General features: G+C 56.9%; 21 protein-coding genes, 1 tRNA gene and 2 rRNA genes (1 of these 24 only partly in view). 10 read left to right on the top strand and 14 right to left on the bottom strand.

Translation table 11 applies throughout. The features are described from left to right. From FY156_20605 to FY156_20560, 10 genes are all read left to right on the top strand, one after another. Positions 1-1,313, top strand: a 23S ribosomal RNA gene (locus FY156_20605) (it extends 1,492 nt beyond the left edge of the window). 95 nt (positions 1,314-1,408) lie between these two features. Then, positions 1,409-1,523 (top strand): 5S ribosomal RNA (gene rrf / locus FY156_20600). 150 nt (positions 1,524-1,673) lie between these two features. Continuing rightward, a tRNA-Met gene (locus FY156_20595) sits at positions 1,674-1,750 on the top strand. A gap of 359 nt (positions 1,751-2,109) precedes the next feature. Beyond that, complete coding sequence (locus tag FY156_20590; protein UXS03925.1) at positions 2,110-3,144, top strand: ABC transporter substrate-binding protein; 1,035 nt, start codon at positions 2,110-2,112, stop codon at positions 3,142-3,144. A gap of 5 nt (positions 3,145-3,149) precedes the next feature. Continuing rightward, entirely contained in the window at positions 3,150-3,962 is an 813-nt protein-coding gene (locus tag FY156_20585) for an ABC transporter ATP-binding protein (protein ID UXS03924.1), read from the top strand. Continuing rightward, entirely contained in the window at positions 3,959-4,795 is an 837-nt protein-coding gene (locus FY156_20580; protein ID UXS03923.1) for an ABC transporter permease, read from the top strand. Before FY156_20585 ends, FY156_20580 begins: the two co-directional genes overlap by 4 nt. Positions 4,796-4,819: 24 nt before the next feature. Then, entirely contained in the window at positions 4,820-6,178 is a 1,359-nt protein-coding gene (locus FY156_20575) for an FAD-dependent oxidoreductase (protein ID UXS03922.1), read from the top strand. After that, the gene (locus tag FY156_20570; protein UXS03921.1) at positions 6,175-7,332 is read left to right on the top strand and encodes a CoA transferase; all 1,158 of its coding nucleotides are present in this window, start codon (positions 6,175-6,177) and stop codon (positions 7,330-7,332) included. The genes FY156_20575 and FY156_20570 overlap by 4 nt, the downstream gene beginning before the upstream one ends. Continuing rightward, positions 7,329-8,105: a crotonase gene (locus tag FY156_20565; GenBank protein UXS03920.1), complete on the top strand. Its 777-nt coding sequence runs from the start codon at positions 7,329-7,331 to the stop codon at positions 8,103-8,105. Before FY156_20570 ends, FY156_20565 begins: the two co-directional genes overlap by 4 nt. Positions 8,106-8,153: 48 nt before the next feature. After that, a complete protein-coding gene (locus FY156_20560; GenBank protein UXS03919.1) occupies positions 8,154-9,077 on the top strand; it encodes a LysR family transcriptional regulator in 924 nt (307 codons plus the stop codon). Between the two features lie 84 nt (positions 9,078-9,161). On the opposite strand, the gene FY156_20555 is transcribed toward FY156_20560, so the two are convergent. The 14 genes from FY156_20555 to FY156_20490 form a co-directional block, all read right to left on the bottom strand. Next, the gene (locus FY156_20555; GenBank protein UXS03918.1) at positions 9,162-10,052 is read right to left on the bottom strand and encodes a dihydrodipicolinate synthase family protein; all 891 of its coding nucleotides are present in this window, start codon (positions 10,050-10,052) and stop codon (positions 9,162-9,164) included. Positions 10,053-10,078: 26 nt separating this feature from the next. Continuing rightward, positions 10,079-10,411 (bottom strand): ferredoxin family protein, encoded by a 333-nt coding sequence (locus FY156_20550; protein ID UXS03917.1) that lies wholly within the window; start codon positions 10,409-10,411, stop codon positions 10,079-10,081. A 324-nt stretch (positions 10,412-10,735) separates the two neighbouring features. Beyond that, positions 10,736-11,545: a cyclase family protein gene (locus FY156_20545; protein ID UXS03916.1), complete on the bottom strand. Its 810-nt coding sequence runs from the start codon at positions 11,543-11,545 to the stop codon at positions 10,736-10,738. A 98-nt stretch (positions 11,546-11,643) separates the two neighbouring features. Further along, positions 11,644-12,996 carry a cytosine deaminase gene (locus FY156_20540; protein UXS03915.1) on the bottom strand — a complete coding sequence of 451 codons (1,353 nt, stop codon included), beginning with the start codon at positions 12,994-12,996 and terminating at the stop codon, positions 11,644-11,646. Between the two features lie 34 nt (positions 12,997-13,030). Beyond that, the gene (locus tag FY156_20535) at positions 13,031-14,002 is read right to left on the bottom strand and encodes a LysR family transcriptional regulator (protein ID UXS03914.1); all 972 of its coding nucleotides are present in this window, start codon (positions 14,000-14,002) and stop codon (positions 13,031-13,033) included. Between the two features lie 2 nt (positions 14,003-14,004). After that, a complete protein-coding gene (locus FY156_20530) occupies positions 14,005-15,000 on the bottom strand; it encodes an isopenicillin N synthase family oxygenase (GenBank protein UXS03913.1) in 996 nt (331 codons plus the stop codon). 87 nt (positions 15,001-15,087) lie between these two features. Further along, complete coding sequence (locus tag FY156_20525; protein ID UXS05177.1) at positions 15,088-15,882, bottom strand: ABC transporter permease; 795 nt, start codon at positions 15,880-15,882, stop codon at positions 15,088-15,090. Between the two features lie 4 nt (positions 15,883-15,886). Beyond that, entirely contained in the window at positions 15,887-16,660 is a 774-nt protein-coding gene (locus FY156_20520) for an ABC transporter ATP-binding protein (GenBank protein UXS03912.1), read from the bottom strand. Between the two features lie 4 nt (positions 16,661-16,664). After that, positions 16,665-17,654 carry an ABC transporter substrate-binding protein gene (locus FY156_20515; GenBank protein UXS03911.1) on the bottom strand — a complete coding sequence of 330 codons (990 nt, stop codon included), beginning with the start codon at positions 17,652-17,654 and terminating at the stop codon, positions 16,665-16,667. An 11-nt stretch (positions 17,655-17,665) separates the two neighbouring features. Beyond that, positions 17,666-17,875, bottom strand: a complete 210-nt coding sequence (locus FY156_20510; GenBank protein ID UXS03910.1) for a hypothetical protein — start codon at positions 17,873-17,875, stop codon at positions 17,666-17,668. A 338-nt stretch (positions 17,876-18,213) separates the two neighbouring features. Continuing rightward, positions 18,214-18,726, bottom strand: a complete 513-nt coding sequence (locus FY156_20505; GenBank protein UXS05176.1) for a 2'-5' RNA ligase family protein — start codon at positions 18,724-18,726, stop codon at positions 18,214-18,216. A 199-nt stretch (positions 18,727-18,925) separates the two neighbouring features. Further along, positions 18,926-21,181, bottom strand: a complete 2,256-nt coding sequence (locus FY156_20500; protein ID UXS03909.1) for a TonB-dependent siderophore receptor — start codon at positions 21,179-21,181, stop codon at positions 18,926-18,928. A gap of 45 nt (positions 21,182-21,226) precedes the next feature. Beyond that, positions 21,227-21,535 (bottom strand): DUF2218 domain-containing protein, encoded by a 309-nt coding sequence (locus tag FY156_20495; GenBank protein UXS03908.1) that lies wholly within the window; start codon positions 21,533-21,535, stop codon positions 21,227-21,229. Between the two features lie 11 nt (positions 21,536-21,546). Continuing rightward, complete coding sequence (locus FY156_20490) at positions 21,547-23,829, bottom strand: TonB-dependent receptor (GenBank protein ID UXS03907.1); 2,283 nt, start codon at positions 23,827-23,829, stop codon at positions 21,547-21,549. Positions 23,830-23,865 lie beyond the last annotated feature (36 nt).

The following is a 23,865-nucleotide window of genomic DNA, read 5'->3' as shown; positions in this document are numbered from 1 at the left end:
TGGGCGGCGAAGAGGTTCCAGGAAATAGCTCCACCGTATAGACCGTACCCGAAACCGACACAGGTGGTCAGGTAGAGTATACCAAGGCGCTTGAGAGAACTATGTTGAAGGAACTCGGCAAATTGCACGCGTAACTTCGGAAGAAGCGTGACCCCATTTTACGCAAGTATGATGGGGTGGCACAGACCAGGGGGTAGCGACTGTTTATCAAAAACACAGGGCTCTGCGAAGTAGCAATACGACGTATAGGGTCTGACGCCTGCCCGGTGCTGGAAGGTTAAAGGGAGGGGTGCAAGCTCTGAACTGAAGCCCCAGTAAACGGCGGCCGTAACTATAACGGTCCTAAGGTAGCGAAATTCCTTGTCGGGTAAGTTCCGACCTGCACGAATGGCGTAACGACTTCCCCGCTGTCTCCAACATAGACTCAGTGAAATTGAATTCCCCGTGAAGATGCGGGGTTCCTGCGGTCAGACGGAAAGACCCCGTGCACCTTTACTATAGCTTTACACTGGCATTCGCCAAGGCATGTGTAGGATAGGTGGTAGGCTTTGAAGCAGGGACGCCAGTTCTTGTGGAGCCATCCTTGAAATACCACCCTTATCTTCGTGGATGTCTAACCGCGGTCCGTTATCCGGATCCGGGACAGTGTATGGTGGGTAGTTTGACTGGGGCGGTCGCCTCCGAAAGAGTAACGGAGGCGCGCGATGGTTAGCTCAGACCGGTCGGAAATCGGTCGTCGAGTGCAATGGCATAAGCTAGCCTGACTGCGAGACTGACAAGTCGAGCAGAGACGAAAGTCGGTCATAGTGATCCGGTGGTCCCGTGTGGAAGGGCCATCGCTCAACGGATAAAAGGTACGCCGGGGATAACAGGCTGATGACCCCCAAGAGTCCATATCGACGGGGTTGTTTGGCACCTCGATGTCGACTCATCGCATCCTGGGGCTGGAGCAGGTCCCAAGGGTATGGCTGTTCGCCATTTAAAGCGGTACGTGAGTTGGGTTCAGAACGTCGTGAGACAGTTCGGTCCCTATCTGCCGTGGGTGTAGGAATATTGACAGGATCTGTCCCTAGTACGAGAGGACCGGGATGGACGTATCTCTGGTGGATCTGTTGTCCTGCCAAGGGCATAGCAGAGTAGCTATATACGGAATGGATAACCGCTGAAGGCATCTAAGCGGGAAACCAACCTGAAAACGAGTGTTCCCTATCAGAGCCGTGGAAGACGACCACGTTGATAGGACGGGTGTGGAAGTGCAGCAATGCATGAAGCTTACCGTTACTAATAGCTCGATCGGCTTGATCGTTCTCATTGTTCATGTTCATCAACGATGAATTGACGTGTTCAAATCAAACGAAGCAATCGCTTCCCAGCTTCTCGAAAAACAACGCTTGTTGCGTTTTGCCGACCTGGTGGTTATCGCGGGGCGGCTGCACCCGTTCCCTTTCCGAACACGGCCGTGAAACGCCCCAGCGCCAATGGTACTTCGTCTTAAGACGCGGGAGAGTAGGTCGCTGCCAGGTCTGCAAAACGCAACATTCAAATCTTCTCATCACATAAGGGCCTCAAGCCCATAACAGAGGCCGCACATCGCGGCCTTTTTTGTTATAATGTCAGCTTCTCGGCAGTCACCACTGCTGAATGAGACTTCGCCAAAGGCAAAGTCATGGTGCCGCGGGGTGGAGCAGCCCGGTAGCTCGTCAGGCTCATAACCTGAAGGCCGCAGGTTCAAATCCTGCCCCCGCAACCAATATCCCCCACACACAAAATACCCTCCCAGAATAACCACAAACACATCATCCCCAAATCACCCGCAAGCGGCCTTGAACAACACAGGCTCAGTTGGTGATTAATTTAGAAATATAGGTTTTTGAGCCGAGCGGCAGAAGGCGGCAAGGCCAGACCCAAGCGCCGGAGTAGTCATATCCTCAGATAAGAAGATGGCGAGCACCCGATACAGCTTCGGTTCTGTAGTCTAACGGGCCCTAGTGTTGCCATTTTGGCAATTCAAATCACGAATTATTGTTCTTTATTAGAACGCAGGTTTCGGTCAACATCCCCCTTAATCAAAATAGAAATGACGATCGTCATTCAATAAGGGGAACTACCATGCCGGATTTTACGATGAGCCGTCGCTCATTCATGAAAAATACCGCCATCGTCGGCGGCCTTGCTTCAACATCGAGCTTTATTGACATCAGAGCCGGGAAAGCTTCGGATATTGCCGAGGTCCGGATGCAATTGGGTTGGCTCGCCTCCAACGGACTTCTCGGAGAAATTGTCGCCAGGAAGAAGGGTTTCTTTCAGGAGCAGGGTATCGAACTGACCGTTGTTCCAGGTGGTCCGAGTGTTGACGGTGTGACCGGGGTTGCCGCAGGCCAATCCCTCATCGGACAGACGTCCTCAAGCCCATCGGTCATGCTGGCGCGAGGTGCCGGTGCGCCGATTAAGGCATTCCTGGCCGGTTATCACAAACACCCCTTCACCTACTATTCTCTCAACAAGTCTCCGATCCGAGAGCCGAAGGATATGATCGGCAAGACGATTGCCACCCAGCCGACAGCGTTCATTCTTCTGCGCGCGCTTCTTGCCAAGAATGGCATTCCAGAGGACCAGGTAAAAATGGTCAACATGGGGTCGGACATGAACCAGCTTCTTACCGGACAGGCGGATGCCGTAACGGGCTGGTCCACAAATGTGAACGCCCTGAAGGTTCTGGGTGCCGACCGTGTTGATCTGATGCTCTGGGACGCAGGTTTGCAGCTTTACGCAAACGTCTATTACGCCACCGACAAGGCACTGGGCGAACAGGCGGATGTTCTCACGCGTTTCACAAATGCAGCGGCGAAAGGCTGGGGTTATGTGAAGGATAATCCGCAGGAAGCCGTCGATATCCTTGTCGAGGAATACCCCAATTTCGACAAGGCGAGCGAACTTGAGGCGGTCAAGCCAGCGATCGAATTCTCGTTCGGAGATGCGACCAGGCAAAACGGCTGGGGCGGGATGACCCGTGAGAACTGGGAAGCCCAGATCAAGGCCTATGCCGATCTCGGACAATTCAAAGACAAGGTTCCGACCGTTGACGAAGTCGTTTCCTTCGACATTCTTGAGGCCAGCGCTGCTGCTCGCAAGCAGGTTGGATGACAGTCATGATCAGCGCAGCAAAAAAATTGCCGCCGGACCCGCTCGAAAGCGGGGCCGAGGCTGCGGTTTCCATCAAGAACCTCGATATCCGATTTGGAGACAGGAACAACGAATTTACAGCCCTTTCGAACGTTACACTCGACATTCCTGAAGGGGCATTCGTAACGATGCTCGGTCCGTCAGGGTGTGGAAAATCCACTCTTCTGCGCTGTATTGCAGACCTTGTGCACATCAGTTCCGGGTCGATATCGGTTTTTGGCCGCACCCCTAAAGAGGCACGTGAAAACCGCGATTTCGCCTTCGTGTTTCAGGACGCAACGCTGCTTCCCTGGCGCAACGCGATCGACAATGTCAGGCTGCCGATCGAGGTCGGGAAACACGACAAATCGTCCTATGCCGACCCGGCCGAACTGTTGGCACTCGTGGGTTTGAAAGGGCGTGAAAATGCCATGCCGCATGAGCTCTCCGGCGGAATGCGTCAGCGCGTCGCAATTGCCCGAGCACTTGTCACTCGACCACGCATCCTGTTGATGGACGAGCCGTTTGGTGCGCTTGATGAAATCACGCGCGACAAGCTCAACGAAGAGCTTTTGCGGGTCTGGCAGGAAACCGGCACGACCGTCCTGTTCGTAACACACTCCATTCCGGAAGCAGCTTTCCTGGGCCAGAAAGTCCTGATGCTTCAGGCGCATCCGGGCCGCGTCAAGGAATTCATCAACATCGACATTCCATATCCTCGTTCGCTTGCGATGCGCGACACAGTGGAGTTCATCAAGGTCACAGCGCATTTGCGTTCAATGCTGGAGGAGTGCCTATGAGCGACGTAGCCCAGTCTCAACGACAAGACCGCGCATCTGCCTCCCAGCGACGTCTGGCCGTTCTCGATGGAGTGGCTGACGGAATTTCCTCGCGTTTGCCGGCCATTCTTGCCGGCGCGGCCTGCATCGCGGTCTGGCAACTTATCGTCTGGTTTTTCGAGGTGCCGACGTTCATGGCGCCAAGCCCGGTCGACGTGTTTTATGCCTTCGGTGAAAACGCACCGATCCTGATGAAAAATCTGTTGCCGACACTGATGGAAGCCTTGCTGGGCTTCATCTTCGGCAACCTGGTCGCGGTTCTCCTCGCCATTTGGTTCGTGCACAGCTCCATGGCCGAAAAGGCGTTTTACCCGATCGCGGTCTTCATCAAGGCTATTCCGATCATCGCGCTTGCACCGATCCTCGTTCTGATCTTCGGAAACGGCATTGCGCCCAAGATCATCATTGCAGGTTTGATCTGCTTCTTCCCGACACTGGTCAATATGGTGCAGGGTTTGAGGTCGGCAAGTCCTGCGATGCTGGATCTGATGCGGGTTCTGTCTGCGAGCAATACGGAAATTCTTTGGAAGGTTCGTATTCCAAGTTCGTTGCCGTTTCTGTTTGCTGCCCTCAAGATTGCCGCCACAAGCAGCGTGATGGGAGCGATCGTTGCAGAGTGGATCGGCTCAACATTCGGCCTCGGCGCGCTGATCATCGAGGCGACCTATAATTTCCGTTCGCCGTTGCTCTACGCCACGGTCGTGATCGCTGCCTTGCTCGCAGTTGTCCTGTTTTCCATCGTCTCGGTGATTGAGGCGAAAGTCATCCGTTGGAAACCGGCCGGACAGCACTAGGCTTTTCAAAAAAGGAAAATGATTATGAACCAGGTCATTAACGTGCCTGCGCGCACGATAGCCGTTGTCGATCGTTCGGACGTTGTCGTGGTTGGTGGCGGGCCTGCCGGCATTTCCGCAGCCGTCTCGGCTGCACGCAATGGCGCCACAGTCACGCTCATTGAACGTTATCCCTATCTTGGTGGGCTCGCATCTGGCGGCATGGTGCTGGTGCTGGACGACATGGTCAACGAGCTTGAGATCACCGTCAAAGGTATCTGCTTCGAAATGATCGAGCGGATGAAACGTTGGGACCTCTGCGTCACGCCCACGGACCGGGACCGCCTGATTGAATTTCGTGATACACCGGAGGCATGGCAACGCTGGGCGCGCTGGGGCCTGTTTGATTTTCATACCCAGTCGATGCCGCATCCAATCTGCTATTCAGCAGCCTTCGATCCTGATGGGTTTAAACGTGCCGCCTATGACATGATGGGTGAGGCCAAAGTGAAGCTTCGCCTGCATAGCTGGTTTTCTTCGGCGATCGTCGAGGACGACAAGATCACCGGGGTCGTTTGCCAGACCAAGGATGGGATGCAGGCCATCATGGGCGACGTCATCGTCGATACGACGGGTGATCTCGACGTGGCAGCGAGTGCCGGGGCCTCACACGTCAAGTCCGACTTCATCCTCACGACGGTGTCTCGTTGGGGTGGCGTTGACACAGATGCTGCCGAGCGTTTCGAGCAGGAAGACCCGGAGGCCTTCAAGCGTCTCGACCACGAGGCCAAGCGCCTGATTGGGGGATGCTGGTCCTTCTGGTGGCTGAAAACGCCGCTACCCGGTGTGATTTGGCTCAATTGCCCGCATATGCCCACACTCAGCGGCCTTAAAGTCGAAGACCTGACCAAGGCAGAAATAGAAGGCCGCAGCCGTATCGCAAGGCTCCTCGATTTTGCGCGCGAGAAAATGCCTGGCTTCGAAAATGCCTATGTAGTGGATTTCGCACCGCAGACCGGCGTGCGGCAGACCCGTCTCCTGGAAGGCTCCTATGTCGTGACGAAGGACGACGTCATGGATCGCCGCCACTTTTTCGATACGGTTTGCCGCGGTCGCGACTATTACACACCCTATCGGGCGATGCTTCCAAGGGAAGTGGACAATCTTATCGTCGCCGGGCGCCATTACTCAGCAACTCCGCAGGCACAGAAATCGAGCCGGGAAATCCCGCCTTGCATGGCAATGGGAGAGGCCGCCGGTGTCGCGGCAACCGTCGCCCTTAACGCCGGTGTCGTTGCGCGAAAGGCGGATATCGCCACAATTCAAAAAACACTACGTTCGCAGGGCGCTGATCCAGGTGACATCCCCTCCGCCAATGCAACCTATCTGGAGGCCGCAGAATGACAAGTCTTCCACTGGATGGCGTACGCGTCATTGACTTCACCCAGGTGATGCTCGGACCCTGCTGCACGCAGATGCTGGCTGATTACGGTGCTGATGTCATCAAGATCGAAAAAACCAGGATTGGCGATCTTTCGCGCTGGTCCGTCGGTTCTGACCCTGACGGCCTCAATAATCCGGTATTCACCTCGCTTAATCGCAATAAGCGCAGCCTGGCTCTTGATCTGAAGGACAAGGATGCGTGCAGCGCGGTGCGGGAACTGCTGCGCAACGCCGATGTCGTCGTCAGCAATTTCCGCCCCGGCGTGATGGAGCGCATGGGCTTCGGCTATGACGACCTCAAAAAAATCAACCCGCGCATCATCTATGCTGTCGGAACGGGGTTTGGTGTTGAGGGTCCTTATCGCCACAAGGGCGGGCAGGATACACTCGCGCAGGCAATGACCGGCGTGATGCAAAGGAAATCCGACTACACGCATCCAACGGCAATCTACTCCACCACGATAGCCGACTACTCCGCCGGCATGCATCTGGTCCAGGGTATTCTTCTGGCATTGCTGCATCGCCAGAAGACGGGGGAAGGACAGGAGGTTGCTGTCAGTCTGTACAGTTCCCTGATCGCCGCCCAGATGCAGGAAGGAACCATGCATATGATGCGTGGCAAGGAGCTGAACTGGTCGTCCTTCCCGCTGAGCGGGGTGTTTGACACCTCTGATGGCGCGCTGGTCATGGTAGGGGCCTTCAAGGCCAACCCGCTGCGCGACATCTGCACCGCCCTCGAGATTGAAGACCTTTCAGCAAAGGCGGAACACGCTGACTTTGACGCGCAGGCTGCCACCCGGCCGCAGCTCCATGCCATCTTCCGGGCTCGTTACCTCACCAATACCACGGCATACTGGTTGGGACGTCTGGAGGAGGTGGACATCCTGTGCGCACCTGTTCGCTCACTACCCGAAGCCCTGGAAGACGAACAAACGATCATCAACAATCTCATACTTGATGCCGGTGAAACGCCTGCCGGCCCGGTCCGTGTCATCGGATCGCCGATCGAGATGTCGAAGGCTCCTGTTTCAGTTCGGCTGAAGCCTCCGACGCTTGGTCAGCACAACGAAGAGATATTGCGGTCGATTGACGAGTTGCAGGGAGATGCGGCGTGACCGTTCTATTTTCTGTCGAAAACCGTGTCGTGCGTATCACCCTCAACAGGCCCGACCGGTTGAACGCGGTCGATGCCGAGACAGAAGAGGCCCTCGACGCCATCTGGTCGGACCTTGAGCGGAGGGACGACATCAGTTGTGTTGTTGTAACGGGGGCGGGTGAAAAGGCATTTTGTGCCGGCGCCGATCTCAAAGGCGGAAGTGGGGCCTCCGGGCTGGAATATTGGGCCCAAACCCGAACAAACGGGTTCGGTGGCCTGGCGTTTCGAAAGACACTTGATGTCCCTGTTATCGCACGGGTGAATGGTTATGCACTGGGGGGTGGTTTCGAAATGGTGCTTGGCTGCGATATCGTCATCGCAGCTGAGACGGCCAGTTTCGGTCTGCCTGAGGCGCGGGTCGGACGCATGCCTCTTGACGGGGGTATGGTGCTGTTACAGCGCAAGATCCCTTTCAATCAGGCCATGGGCGTCATGCTGACGGGACGCCGGTTCAGTGCCGCCGAGATGCAGAATTTCGGTATCGTCAATGAGATCGTCCCGGCCGCGGAGCTCGATGCTGCCGTCGATCGCTGGGTGGCGGAAATCGTTGCCTGCGCCCCGCTGTCTCTCAAGGCGATCAAGCAGACGGTCAACCGGACCGGACATCTCAATGTCGCGGAAGCACAGGCACTCCGCACCCCGGCGCTTATCCGGGCATTGCAGAGCGAGGATGCGCAGGAAGGTGTCGTCGCTTTCCGAGAAAAGCGTGCTCCTGTTTGGCAGGGCCGTTGACCGTGCTATGCCATCAGCATTGACCGGATCAATGGCTGGAGGTGCGGTGTGCATGCAAATATTCTGAGGTATTTCACCGAAGTCGCGCGTTATGGCTCTATCCGTCGTGCCTCGGAAGAGCTGCATGTCGCGACCTCTGCTGTCAGTCGTCAGATCAAGAAGCTCGAAGATGAACTCGGGACGCCGCTTTTCGAGAGATTTTCGAATGGATTGCGGCTCACTCCGTCCGGTGAGATCGTGCTGCGCCATGCCGTGGGCACGCTGCAACAGTTCGAGATCATGCGATCGGATATCGGGGATCTGAAAGGCAAGAGCATTGGCCGTGTCCATATAGCGATGCTTGACAGCCTGTCGATCCAGTTCATGCCGGATTTCGTGATGGGCTTTCACAGGAAGCATCCCGGCGTCGATTTCCGCATCCGCAACGACAGCTACACCAATATTTTCCGGCTCCTCAACGATGGCGACGTCGATGTCGGTATCACCTTCGATCTGTCGCGACCGCATGACATCAGGCTGGTCTCCGGCATTCACATGCCGCTGATGGCGATCGTCGCTGGCAGCCATCCACTGGCACGCCAGAAATCGGTCACGCTCCAGGAATGCGCCCAGTTCAACCTGTTGCTGCAACTGGACAATGAAGTGATCAGCTCGATGATTGCCGTCGAGCTCGCTGCTCTGAACAAATTTGCCCGAACCATGGTTGCCACGAACAACCAGATGATGCTGAAGCCGCTGATCATGGCAGGCGAAGGCGTGGCTTTCTTCACGCCGCTCGGTCTGGTCCGCGAACTGGAATCTGGGGAAATCGCTGCAATCCCTCTGGCGGGCTCGCAGCTCCAGAACCTTCAGGTCGGCATCGTGGTGCCGCGATATCGCAAATTGACGCGCGCCACCGAGGTGGTCGTTGAGGCTCTGGTATCGGACTTGAAGCGCTTCGAGGAAAAAATCCGCTCTATCCTGGATAGGTGACAGAGGGTATCAAGCCTCCCAACGTGTGGAGTGCTCAACTCTGATCGCGGCCCGTTTTCACAGGCCGCGTCAAGCGGTGTTCTATCAGGCCGCAGCGACCGAGGCAGGCGCAACGTCTTTCAACTGTGTCTGGCGGTGTTTATCGGTAATCCCCAGATTTGGTGCCAGAACCTGGTTCCAGCACTCATTTCCAGATCGCAGACCAACGAGATATTTTACAGCCGAGATCAATGGATGGGCGGTTATGGCGCTCCTCAGGCGAGTGACATGCGCAAGAACCGCCGCATCCTTCTGATGGTTCCAGAGGGTTTGGGAGGCGGCTGGATCGATGTTGACGGTCGCGGAGATACACCCGGCGAAATTGTCGCGTGCGGCGTCGGCAAGAGCGGCCTCGCTGCTTGGAAATACGGCGAAATTATCAATCTGCGCCAGTTGGCGAGCATAGACGAGGTTGCCGCTGCTGTCCTTGGCCCCCTTGATGCGGTCGGGAAAAGCTTCAATCAGCCGTTTGGCCAGCGCTGGCGAGAATTCGATGCCGGTGAGTTGGGGGAAGTTATAAAGGTAAATCGCAATCGGGCTCGCAGCTGTCCGCGTGACAACCTGCTCAAAATAGGCAAACAACCCGTCCTCCTCGACCGGCTTGTAATAAAACGGCGGAAGGACAAGAGCTGCAGCATAACCGAGAGAATGAGCGAGTGTCGTCAGTCTTACGGTTGTCTCGATATCCGGCGTACCCGTTCCCACCATCAGCTTGTGTGGATCAAGGCGGCTTGCCGCCTGCTGCATCAGCACGGCGCGTTCATCGGCTGAGAACGAGTTCGCTTCTCCTGTCGTCCCCAGGACATTGAGGAAATCGCAGCCATTCGACAGGCAGAACGTGCAATGCTCGGCGAAGGCTTCGAGATCGATTGCGCCGTTAATATTCAAGGGTGTCGGAACGGCGGCTATGACGCCATAGATATCTGTGCTTTTCATTGGTTCCTCCCGTTGTTGATCGGCATTCACGACGGCATCTTCTGATAGGCAGCCACATAGGGGTGGTCGTTTGCCAAGCTCTGCGACTTGTCCCATCCACCCGGCGAACCGAGCCCGGTTACCGCAACGCCAAAAAAGTCGCGGTTGACAGCGAGATACGAAGACTTTTCATCGGGCACTTCCTGATCCCACATGATGGCATCGACGGGACAGATCGACAGGCAAAGACCGCAGTTGATGCACTCGTCAGGGTGAATGTAAAACATCCGGCCACCCTCGTAGATACAGTCAACCGGGCAGGCGACAGTGCAGGCGCCATCCTTAACGTCGATGCAGGGATCGGTAATGATATAGGCCATCGGCGGTTTCCCGTGCTTGTTGACGGGACCATAATGTCGATGGCTGTTGTTCGAATAAAGTACCGATTTTCGCTTTATCAATTGCCGTTTTGGCAACGCTATGGAGCCGCGAGAACGGCTAGTCTGGCGGGAAGTTTCCAAGGCGGATGTGTGCGAGCTTGATGAAGTTCAAGCGCAATCTGTTTATCCGCCAGAAACGTGCGAAACCGATGCGCTGGCGACTGTCGCCAGCGTCGCGCATGAGGACAGGCGCAATAGATTGTCGCTATTTTGTCAGTGTGAGAGCCTCGATCTGGCCTCACAAATAGCTCGGGATAGTTGCGATCAGACCAACGCCAGAACGCGTGCAGGCCCGCCTGTTCCGCCACGGTGTTTCGGAGCGCCGACGATAATCGTTGCCCCCTTGACTGGCAGGGCTTCAAGATTGTTCAAACCTTCGATCCCGTAGCGGCCTGCGGGCAGCCAGGAATTATGGACTGCAAAATCGGCGGAGTTGCCCGGATCGAGCGACAGAGTATCGACACCGATCGCAACGGTATCAAGGTTGAGCAGCAAATCGGTCGCCGACTTCCCGAAACCGGGGAACGCGAATTTTCCGGCATCGTCATTCCGGAAAGCCGGTTCTTTGACCTTTGTCGCCCAACCGGATCGCAGAGCGACCAACGCGCCTGCCGGAATATCGCCATTCGCACTGATCCAGCTTTCGATGTCGGCCGCTTCGATCGTTGCGTTTGCTTCCTCCTTGGCGCGGTCAGTAATGTCGATGATAACAAGCGGTGCCACAAGCTTTTGCGGCTCGAGTTCGTCGACACTTGCCCCGTCGGCGCTGAAGTGGAGCGGCGCGTCGATATGGGTTCCCGTATGTTCAAAGATGGTCAGCTTGTGAAGCTGATAGCCATCCTTGGCGATTTCTGCCGCCCACTCGAATTCGATCCCTGGCTTGCCATCAAAGGTTGGAAAGGTGGAATCGTAAGCATGGGTAAGATCAACGACCTGTTTTGCCGTCTGGGCGAGAACGGGTGTCATTAACCCCCCGGCTGCCAACGCGACGCCTGCCGCAGCAGCGCCTTTGAACAACAGACGCCGAGAAAGCATATTGCGCTTGACGCCTTCCATCACGCAGTGATTGCACATGTCTGCCGTCCCTCCGTTGAAATCCCTCTGCCAACCGTAACCTAAAGCTGAAATCGTGCAAGTGCGTAGGGTGTATGACCGTCAACGGCTCGGGCGCTTCATTGCGATATCTGGCCTCCTAGCAGGCTGTAGGAGGGAAGGGTGCGATTTGCAAACACGCCACGGCGCAGGATCAGCCGGTCAGCGTGGGGGCGGGCGATAACCTGGTCGATGCTCCACGCCTCCAGGATCATCAGATCTGCCGGTCGTCCAACGCCAATGATACCGGCCTCGATACCCATGATTCTTGCTGGTTCTGGCCCGGCAAGAGCTGCAGCGTCACCATAAGGGTGATCGAGATGCAGGATACGGACAGATTGACGCCATGTGTCCAGCATGTCGTGATCACCGTAGGCAAAAAACGGGTCGCGACAGTTGTCGCCCGCCGTTGCAACGGTGATCCCTGCTGCCCGCAACTCCTTGGCCGGTGTGACGCCGCGCCAGCGAGGTGTCCGTCCCGGTTCGCGGTCCTGCAGATACATATTGACCGTCGGCAATGTGATAATCGAAATACCTGCATCGGCGATCAACGCGATCCGGTCGCGCAGGACGTCGTCACTCAAAAGTGCTAGCGAGCAGCAATGGCCGCAGGTAACGCGCCCTTCGTATCCATGGCGGATCGTGGCACGTGCCACATGCGGCAAGGCGTCTGCTTGCGCCGCTTCATCGACATGAAGATCGATATCGAGCCCCCGTTCGCCGGCGAGAACGAACATCCGGTCAAGCAGTGCATCGATATCATCAAGACCGGAACCATGAGTGCCGCCAGAGGCACGGGTGACGCCTCCGAGAAGGCCACCGTGGCCGGCGATAATATCAGCGAGGCGTGTCCCGTGCTCTTCACGGTAGGCATCAAGCGGCACAAGGCCGGCGGCCTGCAGCGTGATGCGATCTTTCCAGCGTTCCCTCATTTGCGCGAAAGCGTTCCAGGTGATTTCCGCTTGTCCTTCGTGACTGTCGAGGTGGGTGCGGATAGCTGCAACACCATGGGCATCCGCCGTCGAAAGCGCGAACTCCATACGGCGCAAAAGGTCATGCGTATTCCAGTGGGCAAGGCGATCGGCAGTTGTTGCCGCCCGGGCGCCCGGATGTGTACCTCCCGACTCCGGCGCGCGTCCCATCGTATGCCCCTTGTCGAGGTGAGCATGGGCGTCGACCAGCAGCGGCCACACGTGACGCCCATCCAGCGAAATCGCATCGTCGTTCCTGCCTGACGAGGAAGGTGTGACAGCGGTGATCCTGCCGCCCTCGATCATGATATCGACAAGGACCGAACCGTCCCGGTCAATTTCGGCGAAAGCAGGCGTCTTGCTTCCCAGGAGTGATTGCGGTACGCGGGCCTCGGCTAGCGTAAATCGACCCGGTCTCGCCAGACGGGCGGCAAGGCCGTTTAACAGGGGGAAATCGTTCATGGATGGTGGTCTCTGACAAATGGTCGGGATGAAGTCACTGCTCACCAAGTGAGGTAGCCAGACGCTCCTGTGCGAATTGCATGAAATGGCTTCCTGCAGGAGAAAGTGAGCCGCGCGCGCGGTGGAGTATATTGAGTTTCTGAAGCGAACCGGTGCCGGTCAGCGGGATGAAGACAAGATCACCGGTTGCCATTTCGCGATCGATGTCCAATCGGTTGAGGAAAGTGATATGCGGTGCCGTTCGAGCAAGCCGCTTCATCAGTTCCATCGAGTTGGTTTCGACGACAGGGGAGAGTGTGGCGCGGGCCGGGACCGTTGCTTCGACCACCTCCCGAAGTGAAAGCGACCGGTCCGCCAGCACCAGAGGATAAAGCAGGCATTCTGACATCCGTACGCTCTTTCGAACGGAAAGCGGATGATCGGGCGCGACAACGGCTCCAAACACATGGCGGAATTCGGCTGCGCGCTGAAGGCGGGAATCATCAGGCAGATTGTAGGCGATAGCCATATCTGCCTGCCCGAGGGCGACCATTTCGGTCACGCCCGCCCTGTCACCAACCATGATCCGCAGTCGCACCTGCGGGTGTTTTTCACGATAGGCGGAAACGATATCGGCAATGCAGCCGGCGGCAAGAGTTGCCATGGTTGCAAGCACCACCTCGCCTCGATGCAAACCCTTCAGGGACTGGATCTGTGCACGCATTCGCTGGTGTGCCTGCAAGGTTTCGCGAATGTGCTGGATCAGGATTTCGCCCGAGCTCGTCAGTTTCAGACCACGGGGCAGGCGCTCGAAAATCGGCGCCTGCAATTCCTCTTCCAGCTCAAGTATGTAGCGGTTTACCGCGGAGGCGGCGACATGCAGTGTCTTCGCCGCCTTGCGGATGGAGCCCTGCCGGGCCACTTCGTCGATGTAGCGCAATGCGCGGCCATGAAGCATGATGGGTCCGTTGCCTGACGGGATTCGGGTTGTCTGTTCCAAACTGTCACCGCAACGGACCATCTTCAACGTCACTTTTTGGCGAAGTTGGCGTTGATGCGGCGTGTGAGATACTCGCCGGCGGTGATCGCTTCATATTTTCCAAGCGGGCCTTGCATGACCGCGTCTCGGTTTGCCTGGCAAAAGAACGGCAGCGATAGCCTGCGTCCCATATACTCGCCCGCGTTCGGCATACGCACGCGGTGCAGCGTCGATTGCAACTGGTCGTCCGACCAGCGCATCAGCATGTCGCCAATGTTGCAGGTAATGTAACCGTTGCGCGGAGGAACATCGGTCCACTCCTTCAGGGCAGCATCCTTGCCCGGGCAGACCTGGAGTCCGCCTTCACCTTCTTTCTGGTGGAGGATCGTCAGGCAATCAAAATCCGAATGGGCTCCGGCGCGCCAGGATTGGAAGTCTTCCGGTTTGGCATCCTCCATCGACATGTAGTGGATCAGTCGAAGTGTCGACTGATACTGATCTGAAGATGGGTCATGGGCTGTTGTGAAGAAGTCTTCAGCAAAGCCCATCTTCAAAGCAAAGCACGAGAGAATACGCATGCCGAGTTCCCAGTTCTGCCGCTCGAACCGCAACATCTTCTCGCGAAAACCTGGGAGGTCTTCCTCGCTCGGCCAAAGATCAAGGCGGATCATGTCCGGACGGGTGATCTGGAAACTTTCCTTGTTATCCGGTGTACCGGTCGAGGGCCTTACCTGCGCCTTGAATTCCCAACCCGCATTGGTGCCCTTCGGCATCGGGGTTTTTGCTTTAACCTCGGCCGGAAGTTCGAAGAACGTCCAGGCCGTGTCGAATGCCGCGTCGATATCGTCCTGGGCGATACCGTGATTGTAGACCTGGAAAAAGCCGATATCGACAGAGGCCTGCCACAGCGCATCTGCAATCTCATGCTTGCGATTTTCGAAGTCGGACAGATCGATCACGGGGATTTCCCTGTCGACGGTTGTTCCCATACCACCGATCGTCGCTTCCTTGGCGAGTTCGGCAAGGTTATCTGCTTTCATATTCATTGGCATTCTCCTTGATGAAGGCCGGCTCACCGGCGGTTGAGGAGCAATGTCCGGGCTTGGCCCAACTGCTTCTACTCCGGAAGGGTTCTAGTGGTTTTTCGGCAGGCTCCAGGGAAACAGGAACCTCTGGGTCCAGACCACGATCTGGAAGAGCAGGAGGGACATGGCTGCGAGGACAAAAAGCCCCGCCCAGGCCTGCGGAAGCTTGAAGAGCGAGGTCGATAACTGAATGAAAAAGCCAACGCCCGCTTCAGAGGCGCAAAATTCCGCCACCACGGCCCCGATAACGGCCAGCGTGATCGAGATTTTCAATGCCGAGAAGATGTACGGGACGGCAAATGGCAGACGGATCTGGGTGATTTCCCGAAAGCCGGAGGCACGCAAGCTGCGTGACAGCTCGATCAGTTCCGGCGGCGTTGCCGCAAGCCCGGTGGCGGTTGATACCACGAGGGGAAAGAACGTGATGAGACAGGTGATGACGATACGTGGCGCATCGCCTGCACCCAGTACCACAATGATGATCGGTGCGATCGCCACCACCGGCGTTGACTGCACGACGATCAGCAAGGGATAGAGTGTTTTGGAGAGAAAGGGCGAGCGCATCATGACAACGGCGAGCGGAATGGCAATGATGATCGACAGGGCGTAACCGCTCAATGCCACCCGCAGTGTCGCAACGATGTGCCCTGTCCAGCGCTCGAAACCGATCGAGGAAAACGATCCCAGGATCGCGCTGGGCGGCGGAAGAAGATAGGCCGGGATCGACAAAACCCGGGCGAACGCTTCCCAGACCAGCATTGCTCCAATCAAGGCCGCGGCCGTGGTGACGCCCGGTCTGCCAAGAGCCGCCTTGATACGGGAGACACCGGTGGAGTAGGCCATGGTCTTATGCCGCGTGGCGGTTGAGGAGGAGATCGCGGAGGTAGTCGGAGAGCTCATGGATCGCCTTGTCCTTTACAGTTTCGGGGTTGCGCGGGCGCCCGACGGGAACGTCAACTTCGGTCAAGATGGAGCCCGGCCTTCCGGTCATCACTAGGACGCGGTCGGACAGGATTGCCGCCTCGCTCACCGAGTGGGTGATGAACACGACGGTCTTGGGCCGTTCGGCAAAAATGCGGAGTAGATCAAAACCCATCACCTCGCGTGTCAGGGCATCAAGGGCTGAGAAAGGTTCGTCCATCAGCAGGATGTCCGGGTCCATCAGCAATGCACGTGCAATTCCGACGCGCTGCTGCATACCGCCGGACAGTTCGTCCGGCAGCCGTTGTTCAAAGCCTGAAAGCCCGACCATGGCCAGAAGCTCGCCTGCGCGTTCTCGCTCTTGGGCGGTTATGCGGCCGCTCTTATGGCGTGCGGGAAAAAGCACGTTGTCTAAAACGGTCGCCCACGGAAGCAGAGTCGGTTTTTGAAACACGATGCCGATGTCATCGCGGGGTCCCTCGACAGGCAGACCGAAGACGTCGACCGAGCCGGATGTCGGTTTCAGCAGACCTGCAATCATCCTGAGAAGGGTCGACTTTCCGCATCCTGACGGGCCAAGAATGGAGACGAATTCGTGCCGTCCGACTTCGAAACTGACATCGCGGAGGGCTTCGGTCCGTCCGGAAGCAGTTTCAAACACCTGGCCCAATCTCCTGAAACAGATTGCTGGCGTCGTCATGAAATTACTCCGTCACGGCGAAGGCACGGTTGACGATGGTTTCCGGATCGAGTTTCGCCGGATCAATTGCCTGCGCTTGTGAGACACGGCGCCAGGTTTCCGCCAGACGAGCCTTGTCAAAGACACCGAGACCATCCTTCTCCGTCACCTCGTTGAAGATCAGTGGCAGTGCGTCTTTCAGCGATCCCTCGACATCCTCGGCACCGAGTTCGGCCACCATGGCGGTTACGGCTGCTGCGGCTTTCTGCGGGTTCAGCCTGGAGAACTCCACGGACTTTCGGTAGGCGGCGACAAAGCGTGCGGCGACCTGGGGACGTTTGGCAAGGAAATCATCGCTTGCTATCAGCGACGCGGAGTAAAGCTCGAGACCGGCCGATGACCAGGGCAATGCAATGATGTCCTTGCCTGCTTCCTTGCCCTGGCTGCTGTAGCGCGTCAGGTCGGTCATCCAGGCGATGATCCCGTCGGCGTTGCCCGTCATCAGCATTGGACCGAGCGCACCAGGATCAGCTTTGACAAGTTTGATATCGGCCATATCGATACCGGCGTCCTTGAGGACGAGCGGAAGATAGACGTTGGATGATGTGAATGGCGAAGTCGCTATCGTTTTTCCCTTGACGTCAGAGACGCTTGCGATCGATCCGCCCTTGGCAACATAAAATGCATGTGGGCCCTTGTTGAAAAGGGACATGACAGCGGTCACCTTGACGCCTTCGTTGGCACGGGCGGCCATCAGTGCACCGATATCGGAAACCCCGATGTCTGACGATGCGGCTGCAAGGCGGGATATGGCGTCTGTAGAACCTCGGCCCGAGGCAATCTCGACCTCGATGCCAGCCTCAGAACAGAAGCCTTCCTGGACGCATACGTAAATCGGCGCCTTGTCGCCGCCTGGAAGCCAGTCGAGCTGAAAGACAATCTTGTCAGCGGCCGTTGCGGTGCCGGCGGCAAGGGCTGCGGAAAGCGCATAGATAGCAAGCTTGGTGCGGGACATGGGACTGCCTTTCACAACAGGTGTTCAGATTTTAAGGACAGAGAGAGAAAGTCGATCGGGCCAGATGCCAGTCCGCCTTCAGCGAGCATGGCAAGAGCACAGGCGCGTTTTGAGGCGCTTTTCCCGATCAGGCATGCAAAGCACGGATGGTCACGAAGCTGCTCGAGCTCATGATCAACATGAATGGATGCTGGCGAATTATTGTGATTATTTCCCTGCACTTAGACACCTCCTCGACAGAATTATCCGTCGAGCAATGTCCAGAACTCAGGGTTCAGACCGCTTCTACTCGGTGCCTTTTTGTCGCACGAGAAATTGCGTTCTTGCAAGTTTTTTAGTTCGAGAATGGGTGTGGCGGAAAAATAGGCATCTATAATGGTGGCGCCTAGAGGTGTCTGAGGATAACGATCTTAATGATATGATTTTCAACAAGAAACGGCCGTCGTTTGTGGGTGGTCTGACGCCTGAATTTTGCGCGCTCTAATAATTAGAACGCCATATCCATAATTCTATGGCATTTGCGACGCGCACAGAGCGGGGTTTGGCCTGTGATGCGTGTTCAAATTCTGGTGTCGACATTCCCGGAAAATGGAAATGCTGCGTCCAGCTCCCATGGGCCATCCAGGTATTTCCAGAGATCAATGCCGATGATCTCGATGCTGCGCGGGCAAAAGCCGGCGCGCAAGTCCTTGTACAATGCGTCTGCGGCAGCCTTTGGTGCACGGTTCTGGATGGTGATGTGGGGGCGCCAGGGCTGCATGTCCTGCGAACCGAGCCACTGGATGAAGAGGGATTTGAGCTCGTTTCGGGCTGCCGCAAGCGGTGCGCTCTCCAACGAGAATGCGACACCGGCACCGAGATGTCGAACACCGATTATGTCGGCGGTCATCGTGTCGTGTTCTGTGGTGATGGTTTCGAGCGCAGCAAGAATGATGTCGCGATGCTCTCCGGGCAGACGATAAAACATCGTCAGGTGTGCATTCAGGAAGTTCCTGTCTGGCGGGAAATGTCGTTTTCGCAGGAGATCAAAGGGTTCGAGGTCGCTTTCCGCAATTCGTGCCGTGACGATCAGGGGAGAGCGTGTCTTCAAGTAAATGTCCTTTCATGCCCGACCCATAGGACGTGTTGCGGAGCCGGTGAATTTCGCCGTGCAGGTGTAGCCGGCAAGGAAACTATAAAACGCACTGATCGGTTCGTCTCGCATCAAAAGATTGGCCGCACCTGATCGGTGCGGCCATGATGTCACGATTGCCGATGGGGAGGTTCTATCGTCAAAAATCGAACGATGCCGAGAGCATGAAGGTTCGAGGAGCTCCCGCAGCAAGGAAACCGCGTGCTGACGAGGCCCAATAGTTCTCGTTGAAGACATTTTCGATGTTTGCCCGGATTTCAACGGCCTTGCCGTTTTCACGGGTGAACTTGTAGCGACCGCCAAGGTCGACACGCGTCCAGTCATCGATCTTTTGCGTGTTGGCCTGATCGTAGAGTGTGCTTCCGCTATAGAGAACCCGACCCGTCATGGTGAGGCCCTCGACCCAGGGCAGGTCATATTCGCCGTAGAGGCTGATCATCGTCTTCGGAACACCAGGCACGCGGTTGCCATCAAATGTCCCGGCTCTCGTCCGCGCAAGCTCCGCATCCATGAAGGTTACACCGCCCAGCAATCGGAGACCATCGACTGGCTCACCGAATATCGAGAGTTCAAGACCACGGTTAATCTGGCGACCGTCAACCGAATAGGTATTCGTAGCCGGATTGGTGTACGCGCTTTCCTGCCTGATCTCGAAAAGTGCCGCACTGACGGCAAATGAGCCAAGATCGTATTTTGCGCCGATCTCCTTCTGATCGTGGACGAAAGGAGGGAAAATTTCGTTGGCATTTGCCACTGTCGCCGGTGCGATGGCTCCCTCGGACAGCGCTTCGACATAGTTGGCGTAAACCGAGAAATTATCCGTGACACTGAAGTTGGCGGCGACAGCAGGGCTGAACCGCGACTCTTCGTAGAAGTAGTTCTGCTGACCGATCGGCGTGGCACCGGGCCGTGTATTGAAGCCGCGTGAGCGAACTTCCTGATAGCGGCCACCGACCGTCAGGTCGAGGCGGTCGTCGAAGAAGGACAGGGTATCGGAGATCGCCACGCTGGTAGAAAGAAGATCGGCAAATAGCGGCAGGTTGTTGGAGCGCGGCAACGCGCCGGTGTTGACCGAGCCATCGGGCAGGAAGACCGGATTGTAGATATTGGTTGCATAAGAACCCGGAAGACCGAGTGCACCCGGAAGGAAGCCGCCTCTATAGTTTTCGTTCAAGCTCTTCTGCAGCGATACATTGAGCTGGTGGCCAACCGGGCCTGTATCAAATTCCGACCGGAAACCGATTTCACCCGAGAAGCCCTGAATCTGTTGTGGTTGTATCGCGAGTGTCGATGTCGCATCGCCGTTGGAGTTCAGAATGGTGTAGGACGAGGTAAGAAAGTCCTCGCGGTAGCGGCTGGCGCCAGCGGCGGCATAGATCGTCGAATTGTCGAGGATATCGTATTCGATGCGGGCAGCCGCCATGTTGTGGGTGCTGTCATGATATTCGAACGGGCTGGCGGCATTGATCTTGCCGTCCGGGGCACTCGGGATGGCAATACCGGCAGCCGCAGCGTTGAAGAGCGATGTAGGCGCATCGATGTTCTGCGTCGAATGGTTCAGGTCGAGCGATGCTCGCACGTCTTCTCCGCGATAATCGATCCCGAGAGATGCGACACCCACCTTGATCTCATTGTGATCCATCCCGGTGTCACCAAACCGGTAGGAGCCATTGGCGCGGATGCCCCACTCGCCAGCCGGGCCGAAACGGCGACCGATATCGACGTGGTTCCAGAGTTGGCTGTCGCTGATGTAGCTGGTGGTCAGTCGTGTCAGCGGTTCGTCTGCGGCGCGCTTTGGAATGAGGTTGATCGTGCCGCCGACGCGGCCCATGCCGCCGTTCACGAATGCTGTCGGTCCTTTGAGAACCTCGACCCGTTCGATCCCTTCGAGGAAGCTGCGACGCGGATTGGCGATATAGGGCAGGCCATCATAGAGGACGTCGAGATTGACCACCGAGAAGCCGCGAATGAAGAAGGAATCGCGTTCACTGTAAACAGGCGCATCCTGGCGCACGGACGGATCGTTGAGTGTCAGATCGGCAACCGTTTTCGCCTGCTGATCGCGGATCAGCCTTGCCGTGTAGGCGGTGACGCTGAAGGGTGTTTTCATGATGGATCGATTGCCCAGTGCGCCAAGGCGTGCACCTTTCGCAACCTGGTTTCCGGCATAAGGCTCGGCGGGTTGGCCGATCGTGCCAGTCGCTGGCGGACGGCCCTCGGATGTACCGGTAACAACGATGGTTTCAAGCCTGGTATCTGAACCGTTAGCCGCTCGTGCGGTGCTGCCTGCTTCCTGGCCATGCGCCAGAACCGACGACATTGTCAGCATTGATACGCCCGACAGAATGGCCAGGCTGCGTCTACGCAAGCCCGTGTTGAAATTGCCCCTCAGCATATTTGGTATTAACCCCCTGTTAGATGGAATGGATCGTGTTGAGTTTCAGGATCGAGCGGATGCCTCTGTCAGCGATTGCCATCGCAAGGCATCGATGGCTTCTCGAAACGCGAACTGGATAAGATGTCGTTCGACCACCGACTTCGTTTCGCGCAGTTGCGCCTCGTCAGGCGATATGACGCTGATCCGCAGTTCGCGGTCGTCGGCGTCCAGGATGGCGGTCCCGCAGATGAAGCGGCATTCGCCGTGATTGCCATCAACAGAGACGTCGACCTTGTGAGCAAAATGCTTGCAAAGCTGCGTCAGGTACTTGCCCGCATGCTCCGTCTTAACAATTGCCAGTGCTTCTTTCATGATTCCTCCGTTCAAAACGTTGCCCTGGCCGCGATCAGGAAGGAGCGTCCAGCTTCCAGAAGTGGCGTGACATTGCCGAATTCCTGGCCGTAGGTTGCGCGTTGTGCGTAGGTCTCATTGAAGAGGTTTCTGACCTCGGCCCGTAACGTGATGTTGTTCAGCTTTTCCGGCTTCCACTCGGCGAAGGCATTGACGACCGTATAGGCTGCGTAGGGCGTACGGACCCCTGCTGCATTTTCGACGACGTGATCGTATTCGGGGGCGATTTCTATATCCCCGCCGATCGTCAGGCTCAGCTCGTCAAAGGTGCGTGCTGCTGTGATCGTGACGATGTCGCCGACTGGGCTCGCAAGGTAGTTGCCACTGTCAGAGCTTGCAGGGCGTCCATCCACATCCACGTCGATATGGACGTATTTTGCCTTCACATAACCACTCGCCGTCTCGTAGCCGAGACCGATCTCGAAGCCCCGGGAGCGAAGGTCGCGCTGCCGCAGCGCCCCTCCAGTGGCCAGACTGTAGAGAGGTACGCGGGCATTGGAGATATCCGTTCCAAACAGGCTGGCCTCAGCGGTGAAACCGTCGTGCTGCGCCGAAAGGCCGACCATGTAGTTTCTGGACGTGACGGAGGCTGGCCCATCGCTGCCGTAATCCCATTTCGGGTTGATGATAAAATTTTCCGTCAATGGCACGCCGGCCGAAATGCGGGAAAACCCGGCTTTGGCGGTGATGATGTCGGTGAGATCATATTCGCCCGAGACATTCCCGCTGAGGCCCGTGGTGTTGAAACTGCGCCCATCGACACCGGTGAAACGCTGGCGGTCAACCCGACCTCCGATGGACAGTCTTGTGCTGTCGAATGGCTCAAGGCGAGCCTGGGTGTAGATCCCTGTGTTAAAGGCCTTTTCTGCGCCAGCCTCATAGGGGTCGTCGAGTTCTGCCTTGTCGCTGTAAAAATCGATGCCGGAAACGACATTGCCGAAATCGAATGAAAACCTGTTTTCGAACTTGCCGTTGAGGCTCGAGGTCTTGCCAGTGTCGTTATAAAGCCGGCCCGTTGCACCATAGATCGGGATGGTCACGTCGGTCGCGCCATAAGCCAGCAGCAGCTTCGGGTCCCACCATTCCTCCGGCGTCTCGTCGGTATAGGTCAGGACCGTATTTTGCCGGTCGAGCCGGTAGTCGCGCAGGCGCGGCTCCCAGGGGCGCGGAGTTGCAACAAAACCGGAATTGGCCCGGTATGGGCGCGGTGCATCATCGATGATGCGATCATGACTGAGTTCAATCCGATCGCCGCTTTCGAACTCGTAACCGATCTTGCCAAGACCGCTCAAGAGATTGGTTTTCGTTCCCTCAACCCTCTGTCCGTTGCCGTCATTGAACTCGTTCCCCCTGCCCATTGTGAGGTAGCCGAGGAAATCCAGCCCGTCCTTCCGGCCGTAGCCGGAGATCCCGGAGATAGTCGTTCGGCTGTTGAAGTCGTAAGTGGATGTTACAAGGCCACCAAAACTCCTGCCGTCTTCGAGAAGATCAGACACTTTCTTGGTTTCGTAACGGATCGATCCGGCAAGTGCGCCCGGTCCGGCGTCTGCAGGCGCGATACCGGAATCCACATCAACTGCGCTCAGGATCGAAGGGTCGATGAGAGTGGTTGCGTTGTGGTGGAAGACCTTGTTGTTCTGGCGGGCACCGTCAATGCTGATTGCCAGATTGGTTTCCTCTATGCCGTTGACATAGACCTTCTGCGACATCGGCAGTGAGCTTCCCACCTGCACGCCTGCCTGCTGCCGAAACACGTCGGCAATGCTGATCGGGTTGAGTTGCTCCAGTTGATCCGGGCCGATCACGGTTTCAACGATATCTCCGTGTCCGACGTCCCGGGATTGAACGACGATCGGCGCCAGAACATGGCCTTCGTCGCCTGTCTCATTAAGACCGCTCTCTATGCCAATGATGGCGGTGCGATTGGATATGCTGTAGGAAATACCCGTGCCTTCGAGCAGTTGACCCAAGGCTTCCTGCGGCGACATCAAACCGGAAACGGAACGTGATGTGACACCTTGCGAGGTCGTTGCAGCCAGTGTGACCTGAAGGCCGGATTGCCGTCCAAAAGCGTTCAGGGCGGATGCGAGCGGTTGGGCGGCAATGTTGAAGCGGTGCTGCGTGGTTTGTGCCACAGTGGACGTCGGGGTGAAAAACGGGAGAGTGGCGATCGCCACCGATGCCAACAGCCGAAGCGCGAATGCCTGTGCGCAAGCCGGGCCCTTCTGCCGTTTCCCATTCACCAGAAGCGTCATGACGCTCCAACTCCAATTCGTCTTTATCGACAGGCC

It is taken from the genome of Agrobacterium tumefaciens (assembly GCA_025559845.1).
In the GTDB taxonomy this organism is placed as follows: domain Bacteria; phylum Pseudomonadota; class Alphaproteobacteria; order Rhizobiales; family Rhizobiaceae; genus Agrobacterium.
This window is presented reverse-complemented; position numbering and strand designations above follow the sequence as displayed.

Coding starts and splice junctions, on each gene's coding strand:
- FY156_20495 (UXS03908.1), bottom strand. CDS start 21,535: ATGAAAGAAGCACTGGCAATTGTTAAGACGGAGCATGCGGGCAAGTAC.
- FY156_20585 (UXS03924.1), top strand. CDS start 3,150: ATGATCAGCGCAGCAAAAAAATTGCCGCCGGACCCGCTCGAAAGCGGG.
- FY156_20550 (UXS03917.1), bottom strand. CDS start 10,411: ATGGCCTATATCATTACCGATCCCTGCATCGACGTTAAGGATGGCGCC.
- FY156_20540 (UXS03915.1), bottom strand. CDS start 12,996: ATGAACGATTTCCCCCTGTTAAACGGCCTTGCCGCCCGTCTGGCGAGA.
- FY156_20545 (UXS03916.1), bottom strand. CDS start 11,545: ATGTGCAATCACTGCGTGATGGAAGGCGTCAAGCGCAATATGCTTTCT.
- FY156_20520 (UXS03912.1), bottom strand. CDS start 16,660: ATGACGACGCCAGCAATCTGTTTCAGGAGATTGGGCCAGGTGTTTGAA.
- FY156_20490 (UXS03907.1), bottom strand. CDS start 23,829: ATGACGCTTCTGGTGAATGGGAAACGGCAGAAGGGCCCGGCTTGCGCA.
- FY156_20575 (UXS03922.1), top strand. CDS start 4,820: ATGAACCAGGTCATTAACGTGCCTGCGCGCACGATAGCCGTTGTCGAT.
- FY156_20500 (UXS03909.1), bottom strand. CDS start 21,181: ATGCTGAGGGGCAATTTCAACACGGGCTTGCGTAGACGCAGCCTGGCC.
- FY156_20580 (UXS03923.1), top strand. CDS start 3,959: ATGAGCGACGTAGCCCAGTCTCAACGACAAGACCGCGCATCTGCCTCC.
- FY156_20530 (UXS03913.1), bottom strand. CDS start 15,000: ATGAATATGAAAGCAGATAACCTTGCCGAACTCGCCAAGGAAGCGACG.
- FY156_20590 (UXS03925.1), top strand. CDS start 2,110: ATGCCGGATTTTACGATGAGCCGTCGCTCATTCATGAAAAATACCGCC.
- FY156_20515 (UXS03911.1), bottom strand. CDS start 17,654: ATGTCCCGCACCAAGCTTGCTATCTATGCGCTTTCCGCAGCCCTTGCC.
- FY156_20555 (UXS03918.1), bottom strand. CDS start 10,052: ATGAAAAGCACAGATATCTATGGCGTCATAGCCGCCGTTCCGACACCC.
- FY156_20570 (UXS03921.1), top strand. CDS start 6,175: ATGACAAGTCTTCCACTGGATGGCGTACGCGTCATTGACTTCACCCAG.
- FY156_20525 (UXS05177.1), bottom strand. CDS start 15,882: ATGGCCTACTCCACCGGTGTCTCCCGTATCAAGGCGGCTCTTGGCAGA.